Source organism: Brucella sp. (assembly GCF_032066345.1).
Taxonomy (GTDB): domain Bacteria; phylum Pseudomonadota; class Alphaproteobacteria; order Rhizobiales; family Rhizobiaceae; genus Brucella; species Brucella pseudogrignonensis.
The window spans coordinates 11730-30503 of the sequence record NZ_DAMBKZ010000035.1; the positions used below are offsets into that span (position 1 = coordinate 11730).

An 18774-nucleotide genomic window follows, 5' to 3' on the forward strand; every position below is an offset into this window, starting at 1 on the left:
ATTCGTAACACTGCCACCGTTTCGAACGGTAATAATACCGCCATCCCCAATACTTATAGCGTTTGAATTAGTTGTATTAATTTGCGCGCCGGACTGTACTTCCACAGATTTGTTATTGTCTGTACGCCCTGTTCCAACAGTAGCGGTCCACGTCGAAGGTGCGGCTGATGAGCATACCGTCGAGCTACCTGTAGTAGTACAGGCAGCGAGAGCTTGGGTCGGAACAATGAAAAGCGCTGTGGGAAGAAAGACAGTGAAGGCGAACGCGGAACAAGTGGAAAGAAGGGCGTACTTCCGGTGCAACATGCCGTACTCCTGAATCAGCTAATTTATAATTAGCTAACACAACCCAATACAATTTGGGGTAGCATATATGCAACATAGGGTAAGGTTTTTGCGGTTGCGCCATTTTAAGTTGTCAAGCCTTAGCATTCCCATTCAGTGCAGTATCAATTTTAAATAGTGCGTTCTGAGCGCATAAAATAATGGCATGGTTTATACCGGAAAAGGCGCTCCGCATTTGTTTCCAATACGGTATGATTTTGCAGCATAATCGCATTAACTTGCGTGGTTTTTGCGTTTATGGCTTCGATTAGCGATAACTCTCCCAGTATCACAAGTGCCGAGGTTACAGGCGCAGAACCTTTCGATGTCGGACAGGCGACAATCGTGTTTGATGCGGATTTTAACTCGTCGGAGATTACACGGAAACTAATCCCACCCGCAGATCGAATTGGGCCAAATGGCCACCATGACCGAGCTGGGGCTGTGCTTGTGCCTCCGGCGTCAAGCAGCCTTGGGTAAGATGGCCAGCCAGATACTCAAATGCTTGCCATCGGCATCAACGCAAGCTCAAATATTGGTTTGAAAATTGGCAGCCTACTCGGAATTGCTGTCAATGACGGGGAGCAAAGGGGCAGGTGTATGCTACTTAAGCCGTGTCCAGTACGATCAAGGCAGAAGGCACAGATCACTGCGGCATTTTCGTCTAAAGTCAAAGTGGTGAAGCAGGTCATGGTGGTTGTAAGCTTGTCGCCACAGGCGGTGGTTCAAGTGATAAATAACCGGTAAATATTGTATTCTGATCTAAATCTTACCGCACAAAATCCATAAGTGGCTTATAAGCGTTATACGGTTGGCTCTCGAACCCCTTCATTTAACTGGAGATTTAAATGATCAAGCTTATTACGTTCACGTCCGTAGCCGTTATTGTACTTTATACATCGGCGTTGGCGTCTGAGGTAAGCTCTATTGATGCTGTGACTCTGTCTTCAGGTGGCGTCGCGGAAATATCCAGAAAGCCTGTGGTTTCGAGTGATGGTAATGTAGAAATCGAGGTTCCACTTGCTCAGGTTGATGACGTACTGAAAAGCTTGGTCCTTAAGGGTGGAAAGGGCGAGATTAAGAATATCTCTCTCGCTGGTCCAAGCCCGCTTGACGAGACTTTTAAGCAGCTTCCTTTTAAACAATCAGATTTGTTGTCGGTTTCCAGCTTGCTGTCCTCAATTTCTGGTACTTCGGTAAGCGTCTCAAGCAATGGAAAAACCGTGAGAGGCAAAGTTTTGGGCGTAGAAACTGTTGCTATCGCCGACGGTGCAAAATTCTATCTGCTGACTGTGTTGGATCAAGATGAGAAGATCCAGACAATCAAACTTGGGGAAGATACTTCATTCAGTGTCGATGATGCTGAAATGAAATCTAAGATTTTGGGCGCTGCAGCGTCCATCGAACGAAGCAAAAATGATGGCTCACGTCGTATTCGGATTGCCGTCAGTGATCTCTCGGACACGGATTCCCGTTTAGCTTATGTTGTTGCTTCCCCCATCTGGAAGACAGCCTATAGAGTTCTGACGCTACCTGACGGTAAAGCGCGGCTGCAGGCTTGGGCTGTATTAGAAAATGCGAGTGGCGAAGATTGGAAAGATGTTAAATTAACCCTGACATCTGGTGATCCTGTTACATTAAAGCAGCGTTTACACCAGATTTACTGGAAGGAGCGGGCGGAGGTCGCTGTAAATACAGCAACCGTTAATGCGTTCGAGGCGGACACTGGCGACCTGAATAACCGGCTGCGATCAATGCCTGCGAGTGAAAAAGCAGCAGTTTTTGAGAATGATGAGCAGATGATGGATACGGCTCGTGTCCCGGCTCCTGCCATTAGTGGTTATGGCGGCAGTTCTGCGGCGGGAAGTCAGAACAGTGCAGTTGCGGCGGCCTCGGAGCATGATACGAGTGCGAGCTTCGCCCTGCCGGGTACATTCGATCTGACAAACGGCGACAGTTTGTCAGTACCAATAGCTGATGCGCAAATTGATGCTGAGATGGTTTCAATTTATCGTAGTGGCAACAACAGCGTCCACCCAATTGCCGCTATAATGCTGAAAAATTCATCCGACAATAGTTTGCCGGGTGGGATACTGACTGTTTACGACAGCCAGGCTGGTTATGTTGGAGATGCAGAGCTCTTAAGCCTTCCAAAGGATGATACTCGAATTGCGGCCTTTGCAACGGATCGCAAGGTGACGGTAACGCAAGAGCAGGAACCAACGAGACAGATCACCGATATAAAAGTGGTGGATGGCATCGCTCACATCTCGGAAAAGCAGCGTGAAACTACCACTTATCGCATCTCTGGTGCGCTGGATGGCGACAGAATAGTTGTCATCGAACATCCTAGTCGGGATGGCTGGTCTTTCTCTTCAGATGCCGAAAGTGGAAGAACTGTATCCCATCGCCGTTTGAAAGCTTCCGTTAAAGCAGGGCAGGAGCGGTCTGTCGTTGCTGTGGATGAGCGAATTCAAAATGAACGCTATGGGTTAATTGATATCGATCCCGCTACACTTGTCAGCTGGTCCTCATCTGCCGCTGATAAGAATGTGGCGGACAAATTTACCAAACTTGCGAAAGCGCAACGGGAGAAAGTTGAAAAGGAGCGGCAACTTCAGAGTTCTGAGGAAAAGCTCCAGTCTCTTCAAGATGAACAAAATCGCATTCGCCAAAATATTGCAGCCGTACCGGAGAACAGCGATTTGAAAGGTAAATATCTTGCGATGCTTGATGAGAGCGAGACATCGATTGCGGAGGTGTTGAAAAAAAGAGAAATAGATCGGGCAGAAATTGATCGCTTCTCTCGAGACCTAAGAGAGCAGGTCCGAAATTTTTAAACCGCTCAAATCATCAGTGTATGTTTTGACCGTAGATCGCAAAGAATATGATCGCCATTAATGCGCCAATAGCGGCGAGCAGAAATGCTCGTCGTGCAGAAAAAGTATCTTTACTAATCATGCCGGTTACGGCGGCAATCGATGTCCATAAGATCAAGAAAGCCCAGAGTAGCAACGTGTAGACTGGCTTGGACAAATCATAGCCACCTCCACCAATGGAGGGTGAAGTGGGCGGGGTTGGGTTTAGCAACCAGTTAAGTGCGCCTGTCACCAAAACAAAAATGGCTATCCATATGTAGAATAGGCGTTTTGGCATCGTGTAAGGCTCGCTTCTGAAAACAGGGCACAGGATACACAAAAAGTCCGAGTTCAATAGGAAAAAGATCGACATTGGTCTTAATATCAAAAGTACATAATTCGACGGTCCTCCTATAATGTCTAAAGAAATGGCTTGCCGATCAATGTGGCCAGAAGACTGGCCAGCACTTGCCTTTGAAAAACAAGTTCACGGTCAAATCGGTCCGGCCATCAGCCACAATGAAGCACAGTTAATATTGACACGGTATATGCGAGCGAGCTCGACGAAAGCTGAATGAACGGTCCATATGCGGCGCAAGCAAATCGACAAGGTTCACCGGTCCGAGGATGGCAGTTGCACCAGCCGTCGCAAGAGCGCAGAACGCGATGACGCCTCCTCTTGCAATGCAATACCTACTCGTGCTTCATGCCATGAGTACGCCAGCTCCTCGTCATCTCGATGGAGACTGGATTTTCCGGATCGTTTTGCAAGCGGATCATCAGAAAAATCGCCTCATTGAGTAATCGAGCTGCGTTTACCTTTGTTCATAAGTATAATAGAGCCGGGATATATTTCTGCTTTGGAAAATAATTCATACAACACCAACGCAGTCGACGAGATGCTGATATGCATCACGGGATAAGAGACCAAACGCGCCTCGTTTTTTCTGGAAGCTCTTCCGGCACTTGATAATTTACTGCCCAACACTGATGGGAGTAGACAATTTTCAGGAGATGCTGTGGGGTCGGCAATATTAAGCGCTTCATCATCGTCAAGCGGAGCGATTGCAATCAAGGCTTCATGCTTCTGGTGGTTGATACGCAGATTGCTAGAGACTTGATAAAGATTGGCTTTGGGGTTGTGTTTATTTGCATTCTTGGCCGGAGCCTTTGCAATGGTGGTTTAGAAAAACCAAACAAAGCCAAAGGATTTGACCAGTGGTTTGGTTCGGTTGCATGTCTAGCTTCAAGGGAAAGTGTGGTGCAAGCACAATCGTTTGGAGGGATTCTAGTTTAGATAAGTAGCTCTCTAAAACTTGTCAAAAAATCGCCTATCACAGTAGGTAATAGGGTAGTGCACAACATGATATGTGTGATATCAACCTCATCTGGGTGCACCTGTTGCCTTGCCGACAAGGAAAGTCCCCGCGTAAACGACCTAATTGAACCCAGAGCCAACGATTGGCGACGTTTGCTAATGACGACATCGATTTAATTGGTGCTAAATCTAATGGGTTTATTCGATCAGTCGGAAATTCAATCGAGTTGAATATCCAACACTCTTTCGATCATTTCTGTTGCGAGTTTCACAAACATATCTGTGTTCTCGCGCGTTAAATCGAGGCAGGCTTCGATCCATATACCGTCCAGTATGGCATGCACGCAAATGGCGGCGCGTTCAATTTCTACAGGTGTGAGCGCTCGTCCTTCGGCTGTGAAAACTTCGGCGAGAAGCGGTTCAGTCGCCTGGCGGAGATTGGCGTAGCTTTCATCACGCACTGCCGTGATCAAAGGGTCGACGCGATTCTGGCTGATGAAGGTCGCCCAGAGGGATAACATTCTATAATCTGATGCTTGGCCTTCCAGCGTTGCCTTGATGAATTTCAAGAGCCGCTGATGCGGAGTTCCCTCGCCGGACTCCAATATTTCCATACTAGACGCAGTGATGAGTTCCATCGTGCGACGATAGGCTTCGATGATGAGATTGGCTTTGTTTTCAAAGTGATGGCGGATCAGCCCGTTCGTCACACCAGCGCGCGCTGCAACCGCACGCACCGTCGTCGCCTGAATGCCAAGCTCGGATATGCACTCCAATGTCGCTTCAATCAACTCGCGACGGCGTTCGCTTTCTGGGGCGCGTTTGAACAGGCTCGGCATGAAACTAAGATTCTCCTTCGGAGGTTTATGTCGCACGTATGATCACAAAGGCAAAGTAGAGATGCGTCAAATTATGCACTTGCATAGTAATTATGCATCTGTATAGTTTCCATTATAAAACGACTGCCTAAGGAAAGTTCCAACAAGGCAGCGGGGGAAATGCAGTCAAGTTGAGGAGCACTTTCGAAAGCTGAACCGCTCACCACAACTCACGTATTAATCCGTGAGCTGATGGCAAAATGCGTCCGCTTATTCGTCATGCGGATGTTTAGACGTCTCGGATTATGCTTTTGAAATTGAAAATTAATGACGGACACGAACATCGCGATTGCGGTCAAGGACTTACACAAACGTTTCGGTACGCTCGACGTCCTGAAAGGCGTTTCACTCGAAGCCAATTCCGGTGATGTAGTCGCCATTATTGGCGGCAGTGGCTCGGGAAAATCGACCCTTCTACGCTGCATCAATCTGCTGGAAATTCCCAGCGCCGGTTCAATCGCTATTCACGGCGAAGAGATCAAGATGTACACGCGTAGCCACGGCATGGAACCAACTGATGCGCGACAGGTACAGCGCATCCGTGCAAGCCTCGGCATGGTCTTCCAGAGCTTCAATTTATGGCAGCATATGACGGTTCTGCAAAACGTGATCGAAGCGCCCGTTCATGTGCTGGGCGTTCCAAAAGACCAAGCTATCGCTGAAGCGGAAGTCATTTTGCGCCGTGTCGGGCTTTATGAGAAACGTGACGTCTATCCGGCCTTCATGTCCGGTGGCCAGCAGCAGCGTGCCGCAATAGCGCGCGCCGTCGCTATCCAGCCTTTGGCTATGCTGTTTGACGAACCAACCTCGGCACTCGACCCGGAGCTGGTCGGCGAAGTGCTCTCAGTCATCCATGATCTGGCAAAAGAACACCGCACCATGATCCTCGTCACGCACGAGATGAAATTCGCGCGCAATGTCGCGACGAAGGTTGTGTTTCTGCATGGCGGACAGATTGAGGAACAAGGCTCACCCGAACAGATATTTGGCGATCCTAAATCGGAGCGCCTGCGTAAATTCATCAGCTCAACGCATAGCTGAAGAACAAGCCGTAACACCAAGATTGCGGACAATGTGGAACGATAAAACGGAGGAAATCATGAAAGCAATAATCAAGGCGTGTGCAATTGCATTTTTGGCGGTCACAGCAGTAGCTCCAGCGGCTCAGGCAGAAACCCTCAAGGTTGCATTTGGCGCAGAGCCTTATCCGCCAATGTATTATCCCGATGCTTCCGGTAAATGGCAGGGTTTTGAGATCGACCTCGCTGGCGTTGTCTGCGAAGCTGCTGGCCTTAAATGCGAAACCGTGCCAATTGCATGGGATGGTATTATTCCGGCGCTGACCAGCGGCAAGGTCGATATGATCATGGGTTCCATGTCGATCACCGACGAGCGCAAAAAGCGCGTCGATTTCTCCGATAAATATTACAAGATCCCACCAATGATCATTGGTGCGAAAGACGTGAAGTTCGAAGTCACGCCGGAAGGCATGGCTGATAAGGTTATCGGTGTTCAGGTGTCCACGATCCATCAGGCCTATGTTGACAAGTATTTTGTGCCACAAGGCGCGACACTGAAAGAATACCAGACGCAGGACGAAGCCAACAACGATCTCGCCGCCGGACGTCTTGATGCGGTCATGGCCGACAGCAGTGCATTGATCGACTTCCTCAATACAGATGTTGGCAAATCTTGCTGCGAAAGCAAAGGAACACCGGCTGACGATGTGGGGATTCTCGGTCAGGGCGTTGGCGTTGCCGTGCGCAAGGGCGAAGACGATCTGCGTGAAAAGCTCAACGTCGCCATCAAGACCATTCGCGAAAACGGCGAATATGATCGCGTGGAGAAGAAGTATTTCACCTTCGACGTTTTTGGCCAGTAAGTCCGTTTCAAGGCTGTTCACATGAACTCTGTCTTCCCCGCAATAGTCGACTGGAGCCTGCTTGCCTATGACCCGCCGGGTTGGGGGCGTGCGCTTTTCTTCGGTCTGCTGAATACCTTGCAGATAGCCGTCGGCGGTTATCTGTTTGGGTTGCTGCTTGGCGTTTGCGGGGCGGCAGGAAAGCTCTATGGCAGTCCTGTCATAAAAGACCTGCTCGCGGTTTACACCACTGTCGTTCGCGGCATCCCCGAGCTGGTCCTGCTTCTGATCCTTTATTATGCAGGCACACAATTCCTCAACACGATCATGGTCAAGCTTGGCTATGGATCGGTTGATGTCGGCGGCCTGGTCGCTGGCATCATCGTGATCGGTCTGGTTCAAGGTGCCTATGCCACGGAAGTTATTCGCGGCGCTATCCTCGCCATCGCCCCCGGCCAGATCGAAGCCGGTCGCGCATTCGGCATGTCACCTATAAAAGTCATGCATCGCATTACCTTGCCAGCCATGCTGCCTTTTGCGATTCCGGGCCTCTCCAATTTGTGGCTGATCGCCACGAAAGACACTGCCCTTCTTGCTGTCGTTGGCTTTACAGAACTTACACTCGTCACACGTCAGGCGGCTGGTGCGACCAAAGCCTATATGTTGTTCTTCCTTACCGCAGGCGCAATCTATCTGGGCATAACGCTGCTTTCGACCGCGTTCCTGCGCGCGGTTGAGCGCCATTTCAAACGCGGTTTCCCGGAGGCTCGATGAGATGGATATAAGCGCAACAAAACCACGTTTTCCGTCCCTTCGCGAATGGCTCCAGCCTCACCGTATTGTATTGCTGGCATTGCTTGCCATAGCGATTGGCCTTGCCGTCTATATGGGTGAATGGGATTGGCTACCGCGCTACATGCCGCGCATTATCTCCGGCATTGGCGTCACCCTGTTCATGCTGTTTGGCAGCGTCATTATCGGCTTTATGCTCGCTGTCCCGCTCGGCATCGTGCAGGTCACCGGACCTTGGTGGCTCAAAGCACCCGCAACCATATTCTGCACTGTGTTTCGCGGCACGCCTCTCCTGTTGCAGCTCTGGCTGCTCTACTACGGATTGGGTTCGCTCTTCCCGATGATCCCCGGCATCCGCTCATCATTCCTCTGGCCTTATTTGCGTGAGGCTTGGCCTTACGGTCTATTCGCGCTCACCATGTCTTTCGCAGCTTATGAAGGCGAAGTCATGCGCGGCGCATTTGCAGGCGTCCCTTCTGGCGAATTACAAGCCGGACGCGCCTTCGGTATGGGGCGTTTCAAAATCTTTCATCGCATCTGGTTTCCACGCGCATTCTATCGCGCTCTGCCAACGCTCGTTGGCGAAACCGTGCTGCATCTCAAGGCAACACCGCTCGTCGCGACAATCACCGTTATCGATATTTATGGCGTCATGACCAAGGTGCGGCAGGATACGCTTCTGACCTATGAACCGCTTTTCCTACTGGCCGCAATCTATCTCGCACTGACATGCATTCTTGTGCTTGGCATGGGTCGGATCGAACGCCGCATACCGGTTAAAGGGGTTTGAGATAACCACGAATACCGACACGTTCTAATACAGAAACACCACTTCAAATCTAACCGGAAAAGGCAGGCTCAAACGGCCATTTTCCGGAACAATGGAACTATGCCCATGCGCGACCCACGTTACGATATTCTGTTCGAACCCATTAAAATCGGCCCGGTCACGGCACCCAACCGTTTTTATCAGGTGCCGCATTGCAGCGGCATGGGCCATCGCTATCCCGACGCCGACCGTCACATGCGCCGCATGAAGGCAGAAGGCGGCTGGGGCGTTATCGCCACACAGGAAACGGAGATCCACCCGACCTCCGATATTACCCCGTCCAATCAGGGCAGATTGTGGGACGATAAGGATATTCCGCGCCTTATCCAGTTGACTGATGCCGTGCATGAGCATGGCAGCCTCACAGCCATTCAGTTGGTGCATAATGGCATCCACATCGCGAACCGCTTGACACGGCTTTCGCCGCTTGGACCATCCGACATCATGGTCGATGTGGAAGACCCAGTGCAGGCGCGTGCGATGGATAAAAGCGACATTGCGCAATTTCGCAAATGGCATCGCGATGCGGCATTGCGCGCAAAGCGCGCGGGCTTTGACATCATCTACGTCTATGCTGGTCACGACATGACGCTTTTGCAGCATTTCCTGCTCAAGCGTTATAACAAACGCACGGACGAATATGGCGGCAGCTTTGAAAATCGCCTGCGCCTTTTCCGTGAAGTGATTGCCGATACACGAGACGCCGTTGGCGATAAATGCGCCATTGCCGTGCGCTTTGCGGTCGAGGAATTCTTAGGCGCGGACGGCCTGACCCATGATGGTGAGGGCCGCGATGTGATTGCTGCCCTCGCCGACGAACCTGATCTCTGGGATGTGAACCTCTCCAACTGGTCTAATGACAGCCAGACCTCGCGTTTTTCGCAGGAAGGCTTTCAGGAAGACTACGTTTCGTTTGTGAAAAAGCTCACCTCAAAACCAGTTGTTGGCGTGGGCCGCTATACCTCGCCCGATGCAATGGTTCGCGCGATCAAAAAAGGCATTTTTGATATGATCGGCGCAGCGCGTCCGTCAATTGCCGATCCTTTCCTGCCAGCAAAAATTCGTGATGGCCGCATTGACGATATTCGCGAATGCATTGGCTGTAATATCTGCACCGCAAGCGATAATACGGTCGCGCCAATGCGCTGTACCCAAAATCCGACCATTGGCGAAGAATGGCGCAAAGGCTGGCATCCGGAAATCATCCCAACGCTTGAAACACAGCAATCCGTGCTCATCGTCGGCGGTGGCCCAACCGGACTTGAAGCCGCTCGCGTTATGGCACAGCGTGGCGCCGATGTGATGCTGGCCGATGCGGCAAAGGAATGGGGCGGTCGCGTTGCGCAGGAATGCCGCCTTCCCGGCCTTGCCGCATGGGGCCGCGTGCGCGACTGGCGAATTGGCCAATTGCAGCAGGCACCCAATGCACAACTCTATCTCGATAGTCAGCTTAGCGCAGAAGACATTCTATCCTATGGCATCCCGCATGTAGCGATTGCCACAGGGGCACGCTGGCGTAACGATGGCATGGGCCGCGCCCATCGCGATCCACTCGATTATCTTGCTGAAGGCGCAACAATTGGCGTCAATGCGCTGCTGGAAAACGGTGTGAGCGCACTCACGAATGATGGCCCGGTCGTCGTGTTCGATGATGATCGGTACTATATGGCGAGTGTTCTGGCCGAGCTTATCGCCTCATCAGGACGTGCTGTGACTTTCGTTACCCCCGCCCCAATTGTCGCGCCCTGGACCGAACACACGCTCGAACAAAGCCGTGTGCAGCGCCGCCTGATCGAAAAGGGTATTGAAATTGTCCCGCTGCACCAGCTTGCCGGACGTACAAAAGATACGCTCGACATTGCCTGTTCTTATTCCGGTAAAACCCGCACAATCGACTGTGCCACAATGGTTCCGGTCACGTCACGCATACCAATAGATCAACTATGGCATGACCTCATCGCCATGAGAGACCAATGGGCCGATCATGGTCTGGAAACGGTTGAACGCATCGGCGATTGCCTCTCTCCCGGAATCATCGCCGCCGCAACTTATGCCGGACATGGTTATGCACGAAGCCGCAACAATCCCGCGACCGAAGACAATTACGATATCTATCGATAATCCCCGTTCATCGAGCATTTTAAAGCAGCGGAGTAGTAATGAAAGGCCGCCTTATGAAATCGTGAAGCTCTTATTTGGAAGTGCGATGACTATTCGTTTCGAGAATGGCGTATTTACGTTACCTAAATACTGTTGCAGGACGTCAATCGCCTACAATGCGTTGATCATGAATAGCAAAGAATCTGGGCGTAAGAATGTGAGATTGCGTTTGGTTCTATTCGAAGCGTTCTTTTGAACCAGCGAACTTGAAAATAAATCGGACTTAATTGGGTTAATGAACGAAATATCCCCACAACCGGCAAGAAAATACGTTTGAAACTCCACCGAAAGTTGTTGACGTATTAGCGCTAACTTGTAATCTCAAGCGTAAAATAACTGGCGGCGGTTATGATATCGGGGCTCTGAAGGGCCGGGGGGATTCTCTTGTTTGAACTGCACAACGCAGCTAACGCTTCCGTGCGCACAAAATCGTCTAACAGGAGTGCGACTGTCAAATGCGTCGCTCGCCGCTCGGCATTTCTGTTATGTACAGCCGCTATCTTGTCGGGGATTGGGCCGTCACACTCCCAAGCCGAGCCAGTACCTCAATCAGTCTGGAAGGGCGGAGTAAACTCTGACTGGTCCAACCCATTGAATTGGACTGGTGGCATACCGGATTCCACGATTTGGGCATTCCTTGGTGATCCTTCTCGTGGGAATCTGGCCGCGATTGCCACTGGAATACAAGCATTTGCCGACAAGGTTAGTATCAATCAAGGTAACGAGCTTGTAGTCGAGGGCGGCTCACTCAGAGTGTCGGATATTATTTCTATTTCGACAAGTAGCCTTGCGGGCGATCCACGAGGCTCTATGATTATTAAAGCAGGTGGCCATGTTGTAACCGATAGGCTCTTTGTAGCCGATGGTAGAAATCAAGGGTCTCTTACGGTCTCTGGAGGAGACGCGGTGCTGACTGTCAATCTCAGTCAGCCCACCAATGTGGACAACAGGTTTGTTGTCGGAGGGTGGGGCGACGGCGTTCTTCTTCTGAATAATGGCGGCACAATTAATGTCGGCGTGACGAGCCCTCTTGAACTAGGCAACATCTTTGGTGACCGCGAAGCGACAGGTGTTCTTAGCATTGGCCAAGGCGAGCTCTCAGGTACTATCAATGCCGCAGAAATCCACTTTAACACGAAAACATCGTGGATTGGCGCCGATTTTACTGATGCGATGACAATCGGTTCGAAGATAACCGGAACAGGTTATCTCATCAAGAATGGTACAGGAACGCTTACGCTCACGGGTATGAATACCTATAGCGGCACAACGACAATCCGTGGTGGAACACTGGCGCTCTCAGGACAGGGTCGAATTAACGCTTCATCTGCAGTCGCTGTGAATGGAATACTTGATGTGTCCGCGGCTGCTTCGGCCCAGATCAACAATCTTTCTGGCACGGGTACAGTCGTTCTTGGTGGCCGGTCTTTGCTTATCAGCAACGCAGCAAATACATTCAGCGGAAATATTTCAGGCATTGGTGGCATTAACATTAGCAGCGGAACACAGGTTCTGTCGGGCCAAAACAGTTTTACCGGCGGAGCAGGCATTTCGGCGGGTGCACGTCTTGAGATCGGTGATGGTGGATCAACGGGATCAATTGTAAGTAATGTAACCAATTATGGTACATTATCCTTTAATCGTGCTGATGAAATCACTTATGCAGGAATTGTCACTGGTCCAGGATCGTTTGAACAACTGGGAACAGGAAAGCTCATTCTGACTGGAACCAGCAGTTCGAGCGGCAATGTTCAAATCGCTAACGGTAGCACGTTGCAGCTGGGTAATGGCGGGACGACTGGTCTGATTGGTGGTACCAACTTCCCTGGTACTATAACCAATGATGGAACACTCATTTATGACCGTTCCAATACCTTGACATGGCGCGGTGCTTATAAAGGAACGGGCGAGATTATTCAGGCAGGTACCGGAACACTGCTGTTAACCGGTGATAGTTCCGCCTTTGCAGGTAACACGACGGTCAAAAACGGTACGATGCTTGTCGGCAACAGCCTGGGGGTTGGAAAGCTTGGTGGAAATATTGTCGTCCTGAGTGGGGCAACACTCGGCGGATCGGGTTCTATTGGTTCGGGTGCCGGATCAGCGGTCAACATATCGTCTGGTGGAACACTTGCTGCCGGTAATTCAATCGGTACTATAAATATCAATGGTAATCTCAACCTTGCCGCAGGTGGCAATCTTGGAGTGGAGATTGCTGGTGATGGATCAACCGATCTTGTTAACGTAACAGGAACGGCTACCGTTGCTGGTAGTAATTTATACGTCACAGCAATTGACCCAGAAACCAGTTACCAAAATGGCCAAACCTATCGGGTCTTGAATGCAGACGGTGGTGTAAGTGGAGAGTTCTCCAATGCTGTGTCTCGTTCAGCATTCTTGAATTTTGGATTGAGCTATAATCCCAACAGCGTTGATCTGACGATCGCGCTCAACAATGGCGGAACAGACCCCGGCACACCCGAACCCCGGCCGCTCTTCAAGAGGGTAGCTGGCACTTCCAATCAATATGCAACGGCGTCAGCCTTGGACACGCTTGTCCAATCTGGCGCTTCGCTGGAACTCTACAATGATCTTCTGATGCTATCAGCAGACGAAACACGCGGCAGCTTCGACAGTCTTTCCGGTGAGGTCTATGCGTCAACTGCCAGTGTTTTGATTGATCAGTCTCAGTTTGTTCGCGGGGCCATGAATAGTCGCCTGCAGCAAGCTTTCGGGGCGCGCGTAGCTGCCCCAATAGAGCAGCTGCCATTTTTTCCAGTGCCTAAGCCTGCTTCGTCGCAGGCTATTGAACAGGCTGCACCAAGAACTCCTGCCGTTCCACAGACGCCTTATTCTGCATGGGGATATGCTTTTGGAGCCTGGGGCGTTCTGGACGGAAACAAAAACACCGGCGATGTAAAGTCATCCGTTGGCGGTTTTGCGAGCGGTGTCGATGCAGCTGTTCTCGATACTTGGCGCATTGGTGTTATGGCTGAATATAGCCGCTCAAGTTTCCGGGTGAATGATCGGTCTTCGTCCGGAAATAGTGATAATTATACCCTTGGAACCTATGCAGGCTCACAGTGGTCGATTTCCGATAATGCAGCGCTGAATTTACGCTCAGGTCTAGCATTTACTTGGCATAATATTTCAATGAGCCGCAGCATAGCTTTTCCCGGGGTAACAGACAGCCTAAGCAGTGATTACGATGCTTCCACTCTGCAGATTTTCGGGGAGTTGGGCTACCAGATGAAAGTGAATCGATCACTCCTTGAACCCTATGCTAATCTTGCCTTTGTGCGATTTAGGAGCAATGGGTTTGGTGAAGACGGTCTCACTGCAGCGGCACTCTCAGTTAACTCAGAAACGACCAACACCAGTTTCAGTACTTTGGGATTCCGTGCGTCTACTGACTTTGATATTGGTAATGTTCCGTTCACAGCGCGTGGGGATATCGGCTGGCGCCACGCCTTTGGTGATGTAACGCCTATATCGGCAGCTAGTTTTGTTGGGTCGGATGACTTTAGTGTGTCAGGGTCGCCGATCGCCAAAGACGTTGCGCTGTTGGAGGCTGGCTTTGACATTCCGCTCAACGACGCTGCTAAAATAGGGATCTCCTATAATGGTCAGTTTGGTACGGGCGCTGTGCAGAATGGAGTTAATGCGAGATTTAGTGTGGGGTTCTAAGCATCAAGCGCAGACCGTTAGCTAATCTTAGCTTACAGGGCTAACATACATGCCGGTTTTGTAGTTGCGATAAAAACCAGCGTCAAAACAGAATGATAAATGTCTCTTAAAGGGGTTCTCTGGGTGTCGATTTGTTGTTCTTTGGCAAGTCACAACGTTTCAAATATCTAGTCAAGGCGATCTAGATCGTTACTAAAGATGTGTCTGGATCGTCAAAGCCTCGCCACTCTCCCGCTATTCTTCAGGCACGCCTGAGTGCGGGAGAGTCGATGTTTCTTGTGCTCTATTGGCAAATACATAGTTATTGCGGAACGTCACCTGCTTTGGGAAGTTTTGCCCAATTAGCTAGAAAATCGTCGCGGTTTTTGGCAGCATCAGCCTCGTCAAGTGCGAAGACCTTTACGTCGACAAGTTCAGGCAATTCAACGAATTCAGATACTTTGATATCGTTGCTTCTTGGGCGACGGAACGCGACCTTCAATAGTTCTATTTGTGCTTCCTTGGAAAGCAGGCTGTCGAGCGCCTTTTTAGCATTTTCTCCACTTGGCGCATTCTTAAACAAGCCGGCAAACTCCGGCGTCATAGACGTGCCTTCTGATGGGTAAATGGGGATAATTCTTCCTGCCTGCCGTCGATTTAAGGCTAACCATCGCGGTCTTTCTGGCCTCAATATCCTGACCAATTCAATCGACGTAGCGCGCCTGTTCTCTGGGCGAGAAAGCAATACTTATCACCGTTATGAGGTCCATTTGCTATCCGGTGATGTTCGTCAAGATCCTCTGGAAACTTGGGGCGCATCCGCGATCAATGATATTCATCGCTATCGAGCAGATGTGGCTCTATTAGCCCCATGAGGTATTGACCCAGAGCTCGGTGCTATGAACCATTTTATCCAAGGCGCGGAAATAGCGCGTGCTATGGTGCGCAATTCAGCAAAAACCATCATACTGGCCGATCATTCCAAAATCAGTGCGCCAGCCCGTTCTGTGTTCTGCGCCATCAAGGAAATTTTACATCTGATCGTTGATAAGAAAGCGCGTGAGGCCCCTGATTTTCGACTCTTGAGAAGTCGATATTTAGTGTCATTGTAAGCAAATAATCGTTATGAGAGGCTGACTAACCACTAAATGGCTCGATCTTAATGTGATTTCCAGAATACCGGTTGCAGAGAAATGTTCACGCTTAGGCAGTTACGCTATTTCATCGCATGTGCCGAGCAGGGTTCTGTTACGCGTGCCGCGCAATCGCTATCAATTTCCCAATCGTCTATCACAGAGGCGATCAAAGAACTTGAAGCTGATCTCAACGTTACCTTGTTTGAGCGTCATCCGCGTGGCTTGATCGTTACTCACAATGGCCATCAGTTTATGCGCCATGCGACCAAAATATTGGCTGATGTCTCTGACGCAAGACGCTCATTTTCAAGCAAGCAGGTGACTGAAAAAAGAACACTGCATCTCGGCGTCACATCACTGGTTGCGGGCTATGTTCTGTCTGATCTGCTGGCGCGCTATCGCAGAGCGTTTCCCGATGTGGAAGTGAGTGCAATTGAAGACAACGGTTCTTATCTGGAACACCTACTTATTGGCGGTGAACTCGATGTAGCGGTTGTGGTTATCTCAAGTCTTCGGGATCGAATGGCGCTTCATGCCGAAATTCTCGAAACATCGCCTTATCGGTTGTGGTTGCCGTTAGGGCACTCGCTTGTATCGGTTGACGGAATATCAATTGACGATGTGGCCAAAGAGCCTTTGATCATGCTCACTGTCGATGAAATCGAGGAAAATACTGGAAAGCTTCTCGCAGCGCTTGGGGCGAGGCCGCATGTGGCCTTCAGAACCCGTTCTGTTGAAGCAGTGCGTAGTTTGGTGGCAACCGGCGCTGGTGTAGCCCTTCTACCTGATCTCGTCTATCGCCCCTGGTCGCTTGAAGGGGACCGTATCGAAAGCCGAGATGTATCTGGTTCTCTGCCAATCGTGCAGATTGGAATGGTATGGCGAAAAGGCTCGAGTCTTCCTCAATCCGCTCGCGATTTTATTGGAATTGCAGAAGCAGCGCGTTCTGGAAGGCAACGCTAACATGATCTTTGAGAAAAAGAATTCGATTAAATAGCTGTTCTAAAATGAAATTTCTTAAATAGAGCTGGCTTTAAGGTGCGGGTTTGTTACATCAATCGGAAAAACCGATACCTGCTTTCTAATAAATGAATTTGCGAATGTTTTTCGTTCAGATAACTTCATCTCCAAGGAACGAAAAGCCGAAAACGGCAAAATGGAGAGAGCAATGCAAGCACGGTTTATGTGCCTTGATCAGCTAATATTGTGAGCTGCATTTAGGCGTCTTCATCGCTGCTCAGACAAGTTTTGCGACAATCCCAAACCCGGATCGATTTCATCTTCCATTCTCAGCCAGTGGAGCAGGCGAGGTCGTGCGCGGTTTTATATCCAGCTCAGATAAGTTCTGCTTTTCGTAGTCTCTTAGATGTCATGTCATGAATAAACAACGGAAACAGACGTAATTTCTCCGGAGAATGTAATGGATTCAGAAATGCTTATCGGCTCCCAGTTCGAACTGGGAACAGAACATGAGGAACTTGTTCTCAATCCGAAAACCGGGGATGTTGTTCTGCATCTGGCTGAAGCATCATTGGGACAGGTTGACAAAGCTGTCGACGCCGCGGAAAAGGCATTTCAATCCTGGTCTCGTACAACGCCCGCGGAACGCTCGGGTTATCTGCTTAAAATTGCTGACGCAGTCGAAAGAGATGCCGAAGGCTTTGCTGCACTCGAAGCACTGAATTGCGGTAAGCCGTATCATGCAGTCTTGAGTGACGAAATACCTGCAGTTATTGATTGCTATCGCTATTTCGCAGGTGCTGTCCGTAACATGCAGGGGCCGATTGCTGCTGAATATCTCGCCGGTCATACGTCCATGATCCGTCGCGATCCTGTGGGGATTGTTGGATCGATTGCCCCTTGGAACTATCCGTTAATGATGATGGCCTGGAAGCTTGCTCCGGCTATTGCTGGTGGTAACACAGTTGTTTTCAAACCATCAGAACAGACGCCTTTGACTGCATTGAAAATGGCCAAAGTGATGGCCGATATTCTGCCATCGGGCGTCGTGAACGTCGTACTTGGGCGCGGAGAAACTGTCGGAAACGCTCTTATTAACCATCCATCAATCAACATGGTTTCCATTACCGGCGATGTTGCAACCGGTAAAAAGGTTTTGCAGGCAGCAGCAAAATCAGTGAAGCGGACGCATCTTGAATTGGGAGGCAAGGCGCCCGTCATTGTTATGGCAGATGCCGATATTGATGCGGTGGTCGAAGGCATCAAAACATTCGGATTCTATAATGCTGGTCAGGATTGCACAGCTGCCTGTCGTATCTATGCCGACACGCGGATCTACGATCGCCTTGTTGCGGATTTATCTGGTGCTGTTTCCAGCATTCGTTTCAATCTCGACGATGACGCACAAAATGAGATGGGACCGCTTATATCGCGTCGCCAACGTGATCGTGTAGATAGCTTTGTTGCACGGGCTCGTGAGAACGCACATATCGAAATAACCGCAGGCGGTAAGCCTTCTGGAGAGAAGGGCTTCTTCTTTGAACCGACTGTGGTTGCCGGAGCGTTGCAGGACGATGAGATTGTCCGTCGTGAAGTCTTTGGTCCAGTGGTTTCGGTGACGCGCTTTGTCGAAGAGGAACAGGCGATTTCTTGGGCCAATGACAGTGATTATGGCCTGGCGTCTTCCGTCTGGACCAAAGACATCAGCAAGGGCCTTAAAGCTGCAGCGCACCTACAATATGGCTGTACCTGGATTAATACACATTTCATGCTTACCAATGAAATGCCGCATGGCGGTTTGAAGCAATCCGGCTATGGCAAGGACATGTCTATATACGCACTTGAGGACTATACCACTGTGCGTCATGTCATGATTGCTCACGGGTGATGCTATGACAAACACAGCTGAACAACTCCAAATCGATCGTTCTAAACTTGAAGTCTCGAAGACCGATGTGGCCATCGAGATCAAGAACATGCACAAGTGGTATG

15 protein-coding genes and 1 pseudogene are annotated in these 18774 nt (G+C 50.1%); 11 read left to right on the top strand and 5 right to left on the bottom strand.

The genetic code is table 11. The features are described from left to right. Nucleotides 1-1172: 1172 nt before the first annotated feature. A complete protein-coding gene (locus RT142_RS23870; RefSeq protein ID WP_313032047.1) occupies nucleotides 1173-3164 on the top strand; it encodes a DUF4139 domain-containing protein in 1992 nt (663 codons plus the stop codon). Between the two features lie 13 nt (nucleotides 3165-3177). Here RT142_RS23870 and RT142_RS23875 read toward each other — a convergent pair whose 3' ends face one another. From RT142_RS23875 to RT142_RS23885, 4 genes are all read right to left on the bottom strand, one after another. Next, the gene (locus tag RT142_RS23875) at nucleotides 3178-3480 is read right to left on the bottom strand and encodes a hypothetical protein (RefSeq protein ID WP_105520139.1); all 303 of its coding nucleotides are present in this window, start codon (nucleotides 3478-3480) and stop codon (nucleotides 3178-3180) included. A 232-nt stretch (nucleotides 3481-3712) separates the two neighbouring features. After that, nucleotides 3713-3868: an iron chelate uptake ABC transporter family permease subunit gene (locus RT142_RS24460; protein WP_113160227.1), complete on the bottom strand. Its 156-nt coding sequence runs from the start codon at nucleotides 3866-3868 to the stop codon at nucleotides 3713-3715. A 107-nt stretch (nucleotides 3869-3975) separates the two neighbouring features. Further along, on the bottom strand, nucleotides 3976-4257 hold the full coding sequence (locus RT142_RS23880) for a hypothetical protein (RefSeq protein WP_146112697.1): 282 nt from the start codon (nucleotides 4255-4257) through the stop codon (nucleotides 3976-3978). 461 nt (nucleotides 4258-4718) lie between these two features. Beyond that, entirely contained in the window at nucleotides 4719-5339 is a 621-nt protein-coding gene (locus tag RT142_RS23885) for a TetR/AcrR family transcriptional regulator (RefSeq protein WP_105519808.1), read from the bottom strand. Nucleotides 5340-5645: 306 nt separating this feature from the next. Between RT142_RS23885 and RT142_RS23890 the strand changes: the two genes are divergently transcribed. The 6 genes from RT142_RS23890 to RT142_RS23915 all read left to right on the top strand — a co-directional run bounded on the left by RT142_RS23890 (nucleotide 5646) and on the right by RT142_RS23915 (nucleotide 14707). After that, nucleotides 5646-6419, top strand: a complete 774-nt coding sequence (locus RT142_RS23890; RefSeq protein WP_105519807.1) for an ABC transporter ATP-binding protein — start codon at nucleotides 5646-5648, stop codon at nucleotides 6417-6419. Nucleotides 6420-6477: 58 nt separating this feature from the next. Further along, nucleotides 6478-7260 (top strand): transporter substrate-binding domain-containing protein, encoded by a 783-nt coding sequence (locus RT142_RS23895; RefSeq protein ID WP_105520138.1) that lies wholly within the window; start codon nucleotides 6478-6480, stop codon nucleotides 7258-7260. Nucleotides 7261-7281: 21 nt separating this feature from the next. Next, complete coding sequence (locus tag RT142_RS23900; protein ID WP_105519806.1) at nucleotides 7282-8013, top strand: ABC transporter permease; 732 nt, start codon at nucleotides 7282-7284, stop codon at nucleotides 8011-8013. A gap of 1 nt (nucleotide 8014) precedes the next feature. Beyond that, nucleotides 8015-8821, top strand: a complete 807-nt coding sequence (locus RT142_RS23905) for an ABC transporter permease (protein ID WP_113160226.1) — start codon at nucleotides 8015-8017, stop codon at nucleotides 8819-8821. Between the two features lie 99 nt (nucleotides 8822-8920). Beyond that, nucleotides 8921-10981, top strand: a complete 2061-nt coding sequence (locus RT142_RS23910) for an NAD(P)-binding protein (RefSeq protein ID WP_105519804.1) — start codon at nucleotides 8921-8923, stop codon at nucleotides 10979-10981. Nucleotides 10982-11611: 630 nt separating this feature from the next. Beyond that, complete coding sequence (locus tag RT142_RS23915; RefSeq protein WP_313032058.1) at nucleotides 11612-14707, top strand: autotransporter domain-containing protein; 3096 nt, start codon at nucleotides 11612-11614, stop codon at nucleotides 14705-14707. A gap of 301 nt (nucleotides 14708-15008) precedes the next feature. Here RT142_RS23915 and RT142_RS23920 read toward each other — a convergent pair whose 3' ends face one another. Next, nucleotides 15009-15290, bottom strand: coding sequence for a hypothetical protein (locus RT142_RS23920; protein ID WP_313032060.1), 282 nt, complete (start codon nucleotides 15288-15290; stop codon nucleotides 15009-15011). A 274-nt stretch (nucleotides 15291-15564) separates the two neighbouring features. Between RT142_RS23920 and RT142_RS23925 the strand changes: the two genes are divergently transcribed. From RT142_RS23925 to RT142_RS23940, 4 genes and pseudogenes are all read left to right on the top strand, one after another. After that, nucleotides 15565-15798, top strand: coding sequence for a hypothetical protein (locus tag RT142_RS23925; protein ID WP_313032063.1), 234 nt, complete (start codon nucleotides 15565-15567; stop codon nucleotides 15796-15798). An 81-nt stretch (nucleotides 15799-15879) separates the two neighbouring features. Next, nucleotides 15880-16785: a LysR family transcriptional regulator gene (locus RT142_RS23930; protein ID WP_007879876.1), complete on the top strand. Its 906-nt coding sequence runs from the start codon at nucleotides 15880-15882 to the stop codon at nucleotides 16783-16785. Nucleotides 16786-17242: 457 nt separating this feature from the next. After that, nucleotides 17243-18670, top strand: a complete 1428-nt coding sequence (locus RT142_RS23935; RefSeq protein WP_113160221.1) for a gamma-aminobutyraldehyde dehydrogenase — start codon at nucleotides 17243-17245, stop codon at nucleotides 18668-18670. A gap of 4 nt (nucleotides 18671-18674) precedes the next feature. After that, a pseudogene (locus tag RT142_RS23940) lies at nucleotides 18675-18774 on the top strand (amino acid ABC transporter ATP-binding protein); the annotation flags it as partial.